Consider the following 13471-nt stretch of genomic DNA (forward strand, 5'->3'; position numbering starts at 1 on the left):
AAAGGCATGGCCGATTATGCCGACGACGTCCCGAAGAGCGTCGATTGCCAAAGCCTCTTCTATTTCCCGATTTTCCCAAAAGGTCGATCAGAGATCGAATTGCGGGGCGGCAGCTATGTTCAAGAATATCTTGGGGCTGCGACGGCCATTTGGCCGGCTATCTACGATTTGCTGGAATGCCGCGCTGGCGAACATCACTCTGATTGGGAATGGCGGCCCGAATCGACTGGACGGAACAAGCATCGGACTATGAAGATCGACGCGCGCGCGTAACGATGAGTGCCAAGCCAAGAATTTCGCTCATGGCTGAAGCTGTGCTGCAGCGCCACGTTCGTCATCGCGAAGCGCATCCGCAGCACGATTGAATTCTTCGAGCCAATAGCCGATCGGCGTCCTGTTCTCGACTGGTAGCGCGGCTTGAACCCTCTGGAACGCAAGAAGATCGAGCGGCGCGTCAGCGATGATCCGGTCAATCTCATCGGGCGGAAGCAGGCCGCGTTCACGAATGAATTCGGTGATGCTGCCGGGACGAGGGGTGGCGCCGCGACGTCCCAGCACCGGGCGGCGCCACAGGCCGTCGACATTCCGCAGCCTGGGCTTGGCTCGAGCTTCCATGAGGACGATCGTCCGGAGCTCGTCGGCCGCCAGCTCGATGACTTCGTCGGGTTTGATGCTGCCACAGAAGAAGCAGCTCGACTTCGGCGGCACAGGGAGCCCGGCATCCGCGATACGCTGTTCGCAGCGCGTACGATCCCAGCCCCACTCGCGCAGCGGGTAGCGATAGGCGAACCGCGGATCCTCGCAGCCGACGGCATGATGATAGCGCTGGGTATCCCGCGGTGAGGCGTCGTAGCCAATCAGTTTGACGACCCGGTCGCCGGCGTTCCAGCAACGCTGCGCCGGTTCCCACCCGGCCGTCCAGGTGTCCTGGGCGCTTGCCTTCCACTTCTGTGAGCAGGATCCGCGGTTGAAGACGATCGACGGCAGCGTCGCGTTCGTGAGCATGTTCTCGGCGATCGTCGCATAGGGTGGCCAATGTTTGAAGTTCCGGGGCTGGTACCGGACGATTTCCGAAGCGATCCCGCGATCGGCCATCCACCTGCGGAACACGGGAATGAAGGCGTAGGTGCCGCGCTTCTCGGAGCCCGGGTCGGCGAACAGCACCATATCGAGGGGCTCACCTCGATGTGCGAGTTCAACGATCATTGCGGTGGAATCAACGCCCGCGCCCCATGCTGCAATAACGGGTGCCCGCCTCACGGGAACGGTCTTCCCGTGACGGTGAAGGTGCAGCCATTTGCTTCCAGCGCGGCGTCGATCTGTTCGTCCGATGTTTGGTAATCATGCTCGCATTCAAGCTGACGATAGAGCCAGCGGGCGAGGTCCCGGAGGCATTCGATCAGGACGCTCTCGGCAGCTGGAGCCGGGGCTTGCCCAGTCGGACTGCACCGACCGACGGCGATCTGCATCGTGTATTCATGGCAATAGCGGCCTTGCTGACGGATCGCCGCGTCAAGCTGATAGATGTTGCGGCGCTGGATCGCGGAAAGCGCGTCGGCGATGCGGTGAAGTTCAAAGTCGGTTGGTGCATGGGCGCGCACTTTCGCCGCCGATCGACGTGCGTAGCGATAATTCCCCTCGAAGCTCGCACCATCGCCCTGGCTGGCGAATCCCGAGAAGTGGATCCTGGGTACCTGGCGAGTGCCCCCGCCGTACAGGCGCACCGACCGCGCCGCGAGATCGACGCCGATAATCGAGCATACCGTGGCGAAGTCATTGATGACCGGATCGAACCAGTCGTCGGAAACAATGTGTTGGCGCGCCCAATCACGAGCGGTGGCCTGGGCGGACGCGGCGAGTTCTTCAATGCGGAAAACTTGGGTGACGACGAAGTCAGGCATCTCGGCCTCCTGACGGGGGTGCGGACAACGAGGCGGGGGAGGGGAGGCGTCGATCAGGCGGCGACCCGAAGTGGCGTTCCGAGCACCCCGATCGTCATCGAGAGGCGTCGCAAAAATGCGGGTCCGTCGAGCAGCTCAGAGATCGGGGCGAGATGGATCTTGCTTGCCGGCTCGCCGCGTCGGCAACGATTGAAGCTGATCTCGCTGTCGGGGAGGAGGCCGCGGGGCCTGACACGGATGCCGATGTCAGGGTGGCGCAGTTCGCTTGTACCCTCCTCGTCGTCTCCGCCGAGGGCGCTGCCGATTTGCGTGTCCGCAGTTTCCAGCCCGATGGTCGTCGCAAGGTCGGCGAGGGCGCGACGAGCCTGGCGATGGAAGATGCGCTTCGCAGCGGGATCTCCATCGACATTGTGGCCAGCGATTTGCAGTAGCGCCGGTGACGCAAGAACGGATGAGCGGTCGGCGATACAGGCGAGGCGCAGATCGGCGGTAGCGGTGCGACGACCGGCGACGGTCGCCAGATTGCGAACCAGCAGGAGCACGGCGGGGTCGAGCGCAATTGGCTTGCCGGCGCGACGACAATCGTCGACGGCGGAAATCAAGGCGTGGAGTGCTGCAGGCAGCGTTTCGAGGCCCGATGGCGAAAGCGCCTGATCGTGACGGTAGATTGTGTCGTAGAGCATGATACAGCCTCCTCGGACGCAATCGCGCGCCCGATCAGGCCGAAGGCTTCCTCTCCTCTTTGCGTCAGCAGCGGGTCGGACCAGCTGGACCGCCGGTTCGTGCCGGTGCGGTCCGCTCCATCGCCGTTTAGCCGAACGGTGCGACAGGCGGGATGGTCATATCGATGCGCCGACGCGGAGCATTCCTTGTAAGGCCCGCCTCCGCACGTGAAGGTTGAAGCGGAGCTATCCATCGGATCGATCCGAGGGGGCTCGCGGGCCATGCGCTATTATGTCGGTCCGGCTGCGTCCCCGAATGCGCCCGCCGGAAGCATCCACGGATCCATTATGATGGGAAGATGCCAGGTTTCATCTCCGGCCTGCGCGAGTTCGTCGGGATGAGTCAGGGCGGCAGGATAGGGACGTCCACGATCTGCCCGCCGCGAGACGTCGAGGGCGCGGTGGATCGTCTTGCCGCTCACTTTCTCCCGATCACGGACAAGACCGAAGGCAGCTGGAAAAACGTGCCGGAGCGTCGCCCATTGGTCGGCCGATCCGAAAATGCAGGTACGGCAGGATAGACGCCCCCACCCGAGGACATAGGCCGGGTGGGGGCGGATCAGGCTCTCAGCGATAACTGCCCAGATCCTTTCTTCGGTCCAGTCGAGAACTGGCCGCCAGTGATCGACGATGCGCACGCGACTCGAGGTGCGATGGGGCTGAAAGGGCACGTAACGGGCACGCGCCGGACTTTCCTCGGCCCGCTCGCCGGTGACAACTAGGGTTGGACTGTCGTGGAAGCGGGCCTGATTGCGGATGGCGGCCGCGAGCACATCGATCTTGAGCGCTGCGCTGCACCAGCGCAATCGAAGATCGGCCGTTGTCTGGGGAAAGAGCCCGCGGGTACCCGCCGGACCGCTGCCGCCTGCCGTGCCGATGCCACCGGGCGTCTCGAACAATACCGGCGCCGTAGGTGACGAAGATCGTTCAAGTTCACGTGCGAAGCCGCCCTCCCGCCATGACAAGTAGAGCGGTACGCCGATGTGCGCGGCAAGCGCACGGACATAGCCTGCGGTGCAGGGCCAATCCATGAAGCTCGAACCGCGCCCGTCAACATCATGATGGTGAAGCTCTATGGCGTCCGCCGGGACGCCCAGCTCCAGGAGGTAGAGGAGGGCGGCAAGACTGTCCTTGCCGCCGCTGAACGCCACGACGAAGCGCCGGTAGGCGCCGAGGTCGGGGTAGGCGACCCCCGCGCTCATGCGGCTTCACGGATCGGCTCGTCGACGGCCGCAACCGGGCCGAGCCCGGTCGCGCGTAGCAGGAAGCTGGCTGCGGCCTCGGCCTTTGCGGCAGCGGTCATCAGCGCTCGGCTATCCGCCTTGAGGACCCGCAGCCATGAGTCGATATAGGCCGCATGGTCGTCGAGATGCGCAGTCGGAAGCTCGAGGTCTGCGCCCAGCAGCGCCGAGGTCATCTCTGCGCAAAGTTCTTCGAAGGCATAGGCGTCGTCTCCGAACCGCTTGCCGAACTGGCGATCAAGCCGATCGGGATGTCCCGTCCAATGTCCCGCCTCGTGCGCCAGCGTGGATGCCCAGTACGCTCGGCTCGAGAATTGCTCGGTAGCGGGCATGGTGATGCTATCCGCAACTCGGTCGTAATAGGCTCGATCGCCTCTGATATGTAGAGTGGCTGGCAACGCATCGACGAAGCGCGTCGCGCGCTCGGGAAGTTGGTCGATCGGAGACACGACGCGCAAGGGCGTCGGGCGGAAGCGGTCGGAGAGGCCGTCGATCTGATCAGCGTTGAAGACGGCATAGCTGCGCAGCACGCGGCGCAACTCGTCGGCAGGGGCGCCGGCGACGGTCGATGGGGCGGACTTGCTGTATGATTTGTAGAAGATCGCGATTTGCGAGCGCTCACCGGCCCGGACCTGGCCACCCAGCGCCTGAGCCTGCTTGTACGTCATCCAGGTGCGCGAGTTATAGCCGGCGCAGTCAGCAACGAGCCACAGCCAGAAGCAGTTGATGCCGCGGTAGGGCTCGCCCGTAATGCGGAGCGGTCGCCCGCCAAGGCCCGGTTGCCACGGCTTGACCCAGGGCCGCACCCCGGCCTCCAGGCGGTCGATGATGGCATCGGTGATGATGTCGGCGGGGGTGGGTTTGGGAGCGGTCGTGGCCACGGGTCTTCTCCTGACGGAATGAGGCGGACCAGCGCCGTCTCGGCATTGCGCCGTGCAGCGGGCTGGGTCACGACAAAGGGGGCGGCACTCCGCCGAGCGCCGCCCCAAGTCGCCTCGAACTTGATGTCAGGCGCTACGCCGCCTGTCTGGAATCCTCCTCACCGTCGGTCGATCGCTCGTCGTCGCCCCCCGCAGGCGCATCGGGCCCGGCCTCATCGTCTTCGGTTTCCGGATCCTCGACGGTCTCATCGTCGACGAACGTGGACCGCGTCGGGACGCGTTCGGGCTTTTCCACCGCGTCGAAGCGCATCGCCTCGGGCAGCCATGCGCTCGCCTTCTCGCGGATCTCGGCCTCCACGATGCCCTGCCCGTTACAGAGCGAGCCGCAGGTCGCGGCGAGTTCGCCCTTCTTGGCGTCCTTGTAACGACCACGCAGGATCGGGCCGCCGATCTCCTCCAGGGCATCGAGCATCACCCCCTTTTTCACCCGGCTGAAGTAGTTCTCCGCAGTGGGGCGCCACCAGTTGGCGACCTGGATCTCGAGAAGACGACCAAGATGGTCATGAAAGGCGTTCGCGCGACCGCCGTCGGGCACGTTGAGCGTTGCCTCGAGCGTATTTGCGATCGCGAACGCCGCCCACGCGCCCCGGGCATCGTCGGCGAGCGTACGAAACGCATCGAACCGAGCAGACATGGTCGTATGTCCGGCCCAGCTCGTATCGAGATGCTGACGCTGGTCCTCGATCGCCTGGGAGGCCATCGATCCCTCGTCACAAAACGCGAAAATCGGAAACGGGGCCGCTTCCGAACGCAGCGTCGAATGATTGCGGACGTAGCTGCTCGCGAAGACGACACTCTGCGCTATCAGGAAAATGGTCAGGTCCAGCGCGATCGCGGGATCACTCGCGACATGGGCAACGAGGATTTGTCGACGCTGGGTCGCCAGTTCCTCGGTCAGAGTTGCGCTGAGCCGCGGAGCAGGATCGACGTCGCCCCTGACATCCCCAGGCTCACCGTCCTCCTTGCCATCCGGGTCACCGGTGGTGACCCCCGACTTCGGATCGATCACAGGCTTTTCGCTGAACAGCCGCGTATGGACGCGGGGTTCGCCGTCACCACCGATGTAGACGAAGGTGCCCAGCTGCGCCTTCACTTCGGGATCGATGGCCTTGCGCGCTGCGTCGATCTCCTCCAGCTCACGCTCGATTGCGTCGAGCCGCTCGTTCGCCGCATCGGCTTCCGGAGTGCCGTCCGACAGCTCCGTCGCCAGCGCCTCGGCAAGGGCGTCGTTTTCGATCCCAAGCGCTTCCACACGGGCGGCCTCGTCGTCGCTCAGCATTCGGGCCGCGGCGTGGAATTCATGAAGCTGCCGCTCCATGTCATAGGGGACGTGCGTTGCAGCGATCGGCGTCACGAACGCGAGGCCCTCGGCTTGGGCGAGATCGGTTGCGGCCGCTTCCAGCTTCTTGGTGGCCAGCTCTTCGAGAAGGTCTACGTCGGTCCAGTTCTCGTCGCCGGTGTCTTGAGCGAAGAGGTCGCCATCGATGCGACCACCGGCGGCGATATAGGCCTCGCGGCCGACGAACCGGGCCTTCGCGTCGTTGGCCCTGACGGTCCCGTTGAGAATGGCGCGGCGAATATTATCCGGCTGCTTGCCATAGTAAGAGAGCTTCATCTGCTCGAAGACACGCGCCTGCCGGTCGACATCAGCGGTCACGGCATAGGCTTGTGCAACGCCCAGATCGATCTCGCCAGCGCCAAGCGCTTCGAAGATCGAGGGCGCGAGGTCGGCGAGCCGCAGCCGCTGTTCCACGAAGCGCGTCGTTACCGCCTGTTGGATCGCCACCGCCTCGACGGTCATGTCGTATTGATCGATGAGATGCTTGAATGCCAGGCAGTCATCGGCCGGATTCATCGGAACGCGCTGACGGTTTTCCGCCAGGCTGGCACCAACCGACGCGGCGCCATCGATCGCCAGGACGAGCACGGGCACCGCGTGGTCGGCCGGAAGCGTTCCCCGCTCGATCAGAAGCTGAAGGGCGCGCAGGCGTCGGCCGCCCGCCTTCACCGTGAAGGTTCCCGCCTTCTTCAGCGGGGTCACCACCAGGTTTTGCAAGAGGCCGTTCGCGGCGATGCTGGTGGCAAGTTCTTCGAGGCCGAATTCGAGGCCACGCTTGCGGACATTGTCGCTCGAGAGCGAGAGGTTGCTGACCTTCACAGACTTGATCATGGGTCTTCTCCGTTCGGAGTGGGCGCGCCATGTTCCACGGTCGCGCGAGCCTGTTCCCCAGGCCCACCAAGCCGAAGGCTTCCTCTCCTCTCCTTGGCGGCGCGTGTGCGCTTCCCATCGAGGAGAGCTGACTCACCTGCGCCAGTCTGGATGCGGCGCTTCCGGCGCTTCTCTCCTGACAGCCGGCGCTTCGGGCGTGAGGGACGTCGCGACACACACGACGCGGCGACCGGATACCGGGATATCCGGTCGGGTGCTCTCGCCACCTTCGCCGACGGCTGCCGCAAGTCGCAGGATATCCGACGGCACCTGGCGGGTAACCGTCGGCAGCGGAACACCATCGACGCCAGGCTCTCCCCTCGCGCGCAGGATCATTTTCGCCAGGGAGTCGGCAACTTCCTCGGGCTCAGGAACCGTGGCGACCCCGATATCCTGTCCGCGCATGAACATCATGAAGGATTGTTCGAAATCATCGGGGTCGGCGACCCGGCGAATCGAGGCCCAGGACGAAAAACAGAACATGCTGGTAAGCGGAAACATCAGGTCGTCCAGACGCTCCAGCGCCTTGAATTCGGCAGATCCCCGGCGCGGCTTGGAACGCCCCGCGGGTTGGGTACGCCTGCGCCATGCATCACGGCGACCCAGGACGATCCGTCGACGAACATCGTGCCCGTCGGCGAGCATCAGTCCCTTGATCCGACCGGATTTCTGAAAGATGTGTCCTGGGGTGTAGAAGGCGTAGAGCGGGTAGACGTCGCGCCCGGATCGCTCTGCTGCATGGGTGAGATCGCGGGCCTGAGTACCCTTGCGCCGTTTCTCGCCGGCGGCATGATCGAGCTCCTCGAAACGATGTCGCCGCCAATCGAGTTCGCACGCCGGACGCATGAGCACCTTGCCGCAATGCGACCTCTTGGCCTGGATGACGAAGCCGACACCGCGATCTCGTTTGGAGGACAGGAACCAGATCTCGAGATCGGCGCCAGTTTCCATTTCATCCGCGAGATCAACATGGAGGCCAAGCCCATTCAGGGCGACAAGCGAAGCAACCCACATGTCCGTGATGGTTTCCTCGCGCAGTCTGCGGCGAAGGCCCCATTCGTGGTCGAGGAACTTGCCCACGAATGTCGGAAAGGCATTGGCGAAGTCACACAGCATAGGGGTCCCATCATATCAGATAGCGGGCGGTCACGGACGAGGCGTGCCGGGCTTCTCACTGCGGACCTTACCCGGCAATCCTTTCAAGAATGGAGGTGGCCGAGCTGACCGGCACGAAGAGCCGGGTCTTGTGCTGGATGATCTCGGTAAAGCATCCCGCCGCCTTGAGTTCGGCGAGACGCGGATGGGGCCAATTGATCAGTTCGAGACGCTGTTGGCCGGCCACCAAGCTCCGCTTCAGGCAATAGTCACCGACCTTTGCCGTCTCGCCCGACTGGAGGACGTGCTTGGCCGTCTCCTCGCCCGAGACGGTGACCGTAGCGGCGATGCCGAAGGCAGCCGCGAGCTTGGGAACGATGGGGGCTGGTACGAGCCGACCGAGGAAGGACTGGCCATCATCCGTTGTCAGGCGCCAAACCTGAACATGGCCGTCGGGGAGGCGGTCCCAGACCGGGAGCAGCAGGCCTGCGACGAGGTAGATGGTGCTCGTGCGGGTCTTCCCCTGCATCTCGTCCACCTCGGACGACCAGAGGGCTGCAAACTCCGCTTCGCTGGCATCCTCCCACATCGTCTCGAGCAGCAGGTCCTGTCGCATGCGCTCGCGTCGGGTCGGCCGGACCAGCTCGAAGCGGCGAACGATCTCCCCATCGTCGTCAGTGAGCGAGTATGTGCTGCACCGGATCGCCGCCTTGCCGGACTTGCGGTTCACCATCGGGCGCGCATCCCCGCCGATCAACTGCAGGACCTTTTCGAGCGCGAGCGGCCTGTACCGTTCCTCGGTTTCGAGGCGGAGGATCTCCGTCTCGGCCCCGCTGACGGCATCGCGCCGGATGACCGTGCGGTCCAGGATCGTGATGCGTTCGGCGTTGATGCTCTCGACACCGATGTCGAGCGTGCCGGCCTCGCGGGCCGTTTCGATACGCGCCTCGATCAATCCGAGATATTCGTCGAAGATGGCATTCTGGAGGGAGATGCGCAGCGCGAGGATACGATTGAGCCACCGCTGTATCGAGGGCAGATCTTCCCTCAACCCGCCGCCCTCTCCCTCCAGTTCGAGGCCGGTGAGGCGCTGGAAGTCCGCGAACGTCGTTGAACGAAGCTTGCCGTCGGCGAGCAGACGGAACCATTGTTCGAGCGACTCCTTGGCATAGTCGCTTTCCAGATTGTCGCGCGGATCGAAAAGGCCTTGTCCGCCGGTCTGCCGCTGACCGCGCGTCAGAGCGCCGAGGCTGTCGAGGCGTCGTGCGATCGTGGAGATGAAGCGACGCTCGCCGCGACAGTCGGTAGAGACGGGACGGAACAAGGGCGCGCTTGCCTGATGGGTGCGGTGGGTGCGCCCAAGGCCTTGGATAGCGGCGTCAGCGCGCCACCCGGGCTCCAGCAGATAATGGTTGCGGCGCGACCGGTTGGCCGCTGTGAGGCTCGCATGGTAGCTGCGACCCGTGCCGCCGGCGTCGGAGAAGATCAGGATCTTCTTTTGACCGCGCATGAACGCGTCGGTTTCGGCGAGGTTGGTGCGGGACGATCGGCTCTCGACCCGCTGCCGCCCATGGGCGTCCATGATAATGCGCCTGCTGCGCCCGGTAACTTCGGCGACGGCTTCAGGACCGAAATGCCCAATGATGTGATCGAGCGCGGAGCCGATGACCGGGAGCGCGCAGAGTTGTTCGACCAGGTCGTCGCGCATAGCGAGCGCCTCTTGGCTAAGAACGGGACGGCCATCGGGGTGCGACATGGGTTCCGATCGCGTCTTGCCCGTGTCATCGACGAAGGTCTTCATTTGCCGCACGGGAAATGCTGCCATCAAGTAGGACATGAGGAACTCGCGAGGGGATAGCTCGATGTCGAGATTGGCACGTTCCTCGGCGCTGAGCGCTGCGAGCGCGCGGTTCAGCATCGCTTCGGATGTCGAAACGAGTTGGACGACGACGCTTTCGTCCCGGTCGATGTCCGCCCGGATCGCGGGGATCAACGCTGGGAGCTTCATGCCTAGCAGGAGCTGGCAAAAGAAGCGCTGCTTGGTGGATTCGAAGATCGACAATGCAGCCGCCTTGGCACCGCTGTTATAGGTGTCTTTGGAGAAGCTGTCGGTAACCCGGGTCGCATCCAGCGCGGCGCGCAGGTTCGCGTGGATGATGGCCCAGGCGTCCGCATAGGCGTCATACACCTCGATCTGATCGGTCGTCAGCTGATGCTCGAGAACGTCATACTCGACACCGGCGAAGCTAAGCGCACGCGCGACGTAGAGACCCTGCATCTTCAGATCGCGCGCGATCAGCTCCATTGCGGCGATACCGCCACGTCGCAGCGACTCCACGAACGCCCGCCGATCGGCGAACGCGGTGCCCGTACCCCAGAGGCCGAGCCGGGTGGCATAAGCGAGATTGTTGACGTCCGATGCGCCGGTGGCTGAGACGTACAGGACGCGGGCACGCGGCAACAGGTTCTGAAGCCGTACACCGGCAATGCCCTGATCCGAACCATCCTTGGTTCCAAATCGACCTTCGCCACCAGCGACGCCCGCCATTTCATGCGCCTCGTCGAACACGACCATGCCCTCATGGTTTTCACCGACCCAATCGAGGATCTGCTGGAGCCGCGTGCCCTTGTCGCCGCGGTTGGAGCGGAGCGTCGCATAGGTCAGGAACAGGATGCCTTCGCCGGCGCCGATTGGTGTTCCGAGCTTCCATTGGTTGAGGTGCTGGATATCGAGGGCGAGCCCGCCGACGGCAGTCCAGTCTCTGCGTGCGTCCTCGAGCAACGTCTCTGTCTTGGAAATCCAGATATGCTTGCGACGGCCACGCAGCCATTGGTCGAGAATGATGCTGGCGATCTGCCGCCCCTTGCCGACACCGGTTCCGTCTCCGAGGAAGAAGCCTGTGCGGTACGCTCGGCCTTCCGGATCCGGGATCACCGAAAGGCCTTCCTCGCTGGGACTGAAACGGCCGGCGGTGTCGCGTTCAAAGGCATCACCGGCGTAGATCAGCGTTTCGAGTTGTGCGTCGGAGAGCAGCTTTGCCTCGACGACCGTCTGCGAGAGGGTGGGGACATAGGTTGGACGAGGTGCCGTGATCGACCCCATCGCCATGGACTCGACAAGGGCGGTGGGATGCGCCGAGGCACAGGGGATCGCAACACGGCTCGGCCTGTAGGGAAGATACACGCCTTCGACCTCGCCGGTCGGTACAGGCTCAGCGAACACGGTATAGTCGATCGGTTGATGAGCCTGGCGGAGCGGTTTCGGCGCCGGTGCCTTCAGAACGGACTTGCTTCCCAGCGTGCCGAGCAGCGAGCGCGTTTCCGCGCGACGGGCGAGCCTCGTGGGCGCGCGAACGACCGACGCTGATGCTGGCGCTGGCGCTGGCGCTGGCGTGCATGCAGCGATCGCTACCAGGGCATCGGCAAGCGTTGTGCAGCGGATCAGCGGGGCTTCGCCGCCACGTCCCTTCTCCAGCACCATGATCTTCACAGGCTGGGCCGTGCCGTGCTTGGCATAGGCATTTGCGGGCAGCTCGAGGTGCAGGGTGAGGCTGCAACCCTCGGTCGCCTTTGCCCATGCGCGGCTTGAGGTATCGACGCGATCGGGCAGAATGGCGGCGCACCGGCCACCCGAACACAGTCGTGCCAGCGCGGCACGAAGGTGGCGAAAGGCGGCGAGCGGGTCTGCATGGCGGCCGATGCTGCGCGAAAAGGGCGGATTGATGAGCACGGCCGTCGGCTGGATCGCCGGCGCAAGCAGGTCGTGTATCAGTTCGGCGTCGTGGCGGGTGACGGCGACACCAGGGAAAGCCGCAGCCAGCATTGCTGCACGGGTTGGATCGATCTCGTTCAGGACAAGGCGCGCGCCCGCGCGATGGGCGAAGGTGGCCAGCAGGCCAGTACCTGCGGAGGGTTCGAGAACCAAGTCAGTGGGCGCGATCCGAGCTGCCAAAGTCGCAAGATAGGCGATCGGGGCAGGAGTGGAGAATTGTTGCAGCTCGATCTGTTCCTCGCTTCGCACGGTATGCGTCGGCAAGTTCGAAACCAGTTCGATCAATGCGCCGAGACAAGCGCCGGGCTGTGCGGGAAGATCGGCTTTTGCCAGGTGCAGGACCTGGGCGAGCTCGAGCATGTCATAGGCATCGCGCAGCGCCCAATGGCCATCCGCCGACGAGCCGCCATAGGCCTGTTCCATGACCCAGAGCAGCGTGTCGCGCTGGAGTGCGCCGTTTCGCGCGATCGCGTCGGCTACCGCTCGAGCTGCGGTGATAGAGGGCTCGGTGAAGTCGAGCTCGGGGGCTGCAAGGGTCGTGGTGGCGGCCGAAGTGCGCATCGCAATAGCTCCATTCTGTCATCCGATGCTCATCACCGGATCACGCGCCGCAGGCGTCCTCTCCTCCGCTTCATTGATGTGATCCGACCCGTCGCCGGTAAGCTCCCCTCCCGGAATGCGTTGTGGACGAAGCGGAATCTCGCTTGACCCAAAGGCGATCTTCACGGAACATAAAGGGAACAGTCAGAGTCTTGCCAGTATGTCCGTTCCCCTCACTCCCGCGCTCGCGAGCATCGCGACGCTCCGAAAGATCGTCGCGCCAGCAGCCGAATTCAGGGTGCTGCCCTTTGGCGTAGCAGCGCTCGACGCCCTTCTGGGGGCAGGGGGTTTACGGGCGGGCGCGTTGCACGAGGCGACTGCTCGCAGCACCTCCTTGGCCGACGATGCCGCGACGACCTTGTTCCTAGCGGGGATTGCGGCTCGCGAAGCGTCGGCGACGGGCGGACTCGTGCTGTGGGCAAGCTGTCGAGCGGACCTCTACGCACCCGCACTGGAGCAGGCCGGACTGCCGGCGGCGAGCGTTATCTATGCACAGCCACGGGACGACGCGGCGTTGCTGGCCGTGGTCGAGGATGCGGTGCGCGACGGTACACCGTGCGCGATCGTCGCCGAGGCGGCCAGGGTTCCAATGGTTGCCACACGGCGGTTCCAACTCGCGGCGGCGGAGGCCGAAATACCGGTACTGCTCCTGAGACGTGCGAGGAGACGCGACCAAGAGCCGGTCGCCGAGCCGTCGGCCGCCTGGACCCGCTGGCGCATCGGCGCGGTGCCATCCGAGCGACTGAGCGTCGCTGGTGTTGGGCGGCCGCGGTGGTCGGTGGAGTGCGTCCGCCAGCGGGGCGGTGAAGGCTTTTCCCTGATCATGGAGGGTAGCGATGAGACGGGTCGTCTCGCTGTTCCTGCCGTCATTGGCCGTGGAGCGGCTGAGACGGTTGGAACGGTTCGCTCCGCGGCAGCCTGATCGGACTGTCCTCGAGTTGCCCGTCGACGACGATCCTGGGGTATGTTCCGTACCCCGGGGCGGCGGAT

Annotated in this window: 10 protein-coding genes; 2 read left to right on the forward strand and 8 right to left on the reverse strand. The window is 64.4% G+C overall.

Features of this window, described 5'->3' with window-relative positions; translation table 11 throughout:
- Nucleotides 1-6 precede the first annotated feature (6 nt).
- Nucleotides 7-273: a hypothetical protein gene (locus tag OXR08_RS00525; RefSeq protein ID WP_267347111.1), complete on the forward strand. Its 267-nt coding sequence runs from the start codon at nt 7-9 to the stop codon at nt 271-273.
- 27 nt (nt 274-300) lie between these two features.
- Here the strand turns inward: OXR08_RS00525 and OXR08_RS00530 are convergent, their stop codons facing one another.
- The 8 genes from OXR08_RS00530 to OXR08_RS00565 all read right to left on the reverse strand — a co-directional run bounded on the left by OXR08_RS00530 (nt 301) and on the right by OXR08_RS00565 (nt 12442).
- Entirely contained in the window at nt 301-1206 is a 906-nt protein-coding gene (locus OXR08_RS00530) for a hypothetical protein (RefSeq protein ID WP_276589266.1), read from the reverse strand.
- 50 nt (nt 1207-1256) lie between these two features.
- A complete protein-coding gene (locus OXR08_RS00535) occupies nt 1257-1901 on the reverse strand; it encodes an antitoxin of toxin-antitoxin stability system (RefSeq protein ID WP_267347113.1) in 645 nt (214 codons plus the stop codon).
- 53 nt (nt 1902-1954) lie between these two features.
- Complete coding sequence (locus tag OXR08_RS00540) at nt 1955-2584, reverse strand: hypothetical protein (RefSeq protein WP_267347114.1); 630 nt, start codon at nt 2582-2584, stop codon at nt 1955-1957.
- Nucleotides 2585-2853: 269 nt separating this feature from the next.
- Nucleotides 2854-3825 carry a phosphoadenosine phosphosulfate reductase family protein gene (locus OXR08_RS00545; RefSeq protein WP_267347115.1) on the reverse strand — a complete coding sequence of 324 codons (972 nt, stop codon included), beginning with the start codon at nt 3823-3825 and terminating at the stop codon, nt 2854-2856.
- The gene (locus tag OXR08_RS00550) at nt 3822-4745 is read right to left on the reverse strand and encodes a zincin-like metallopeptidase domain-containing protein (RefSeq protein ID WP_267347116.1); all 924 of its coding nucleotides are present in this window, start codon (nt 4743-4745) and stop codon (nt 3822-3824) included. Before OXR08_RS00550 ends, OXR08_RS00545 begins: the two co-directional genes overlap by 4 nt.
- A 133-nt stretch (nt 4746-4878) precedes the next feature.
- Nucleotides 4879-6975 carry a ParB/RepB/Spo0J family partition protein gene (locus OXR08_RS00555; RefSeq protein ID WP_267347117.1) on the reverse strand — a complete coding sequence of 699 codons (2097 nt, stop codon included), beginning with the start codon at nt 6973-6975 and terminating at the stop codon, nt 4879-4881.
- A gap of 132 nt (nt 6976-7107) precedes the next feature.
- Nucleotides 7108-8130, reverse strand: coding sequence for a DUF6615 family protein (locus tag OXR08_RS00560; RefSeq protein ID WP_267347118.1), 1023 nt, complete (start codon nt 8128-8130; stop codon nt 7108-7110).
- Nucleotides 8131-8197: 67 nt separating this feature from the next.
- Nucleotides 8198-12442, reverse strand: a complete 4245-nt coding sequence (locus tag OXR08_RS00565) for a strawberry notch-like NTP hydrolase domain-containing protein (protein WP_267347119.1) — start codon at nt 12440-12442, stop codon at nt 8198-8200.
- A gap of 199 nt (nt 12443-12641) precedes the next feature.
- On the opposite strand from OXR08_RS00565, the gene OXR08_RS00570 reads away from it, so the two are divergent.
- Complete coding sequence (locus tag OXR08_RS00570) at nt 12642-13403, forward strand: protein ImuA (RefSeq protein ID WP_267347120.1); 762 nt, start codon at nt 12642-12644, stop codon at nt 13401-13403.
- The last annotated feature ends 68 nt before the right edge of the window (nt 13404-13471 follow it).

The organism is Sphingomonas sp. GM_Shp_2 (assembly GCF_026540875.1).
GTDB lineage: Bacteria > Pseudomonadota > Alphaproteobacteria > Sphingomonadales > Sphingomonadaceae > Sphingomonas > Sphingomonas carotinifaciens.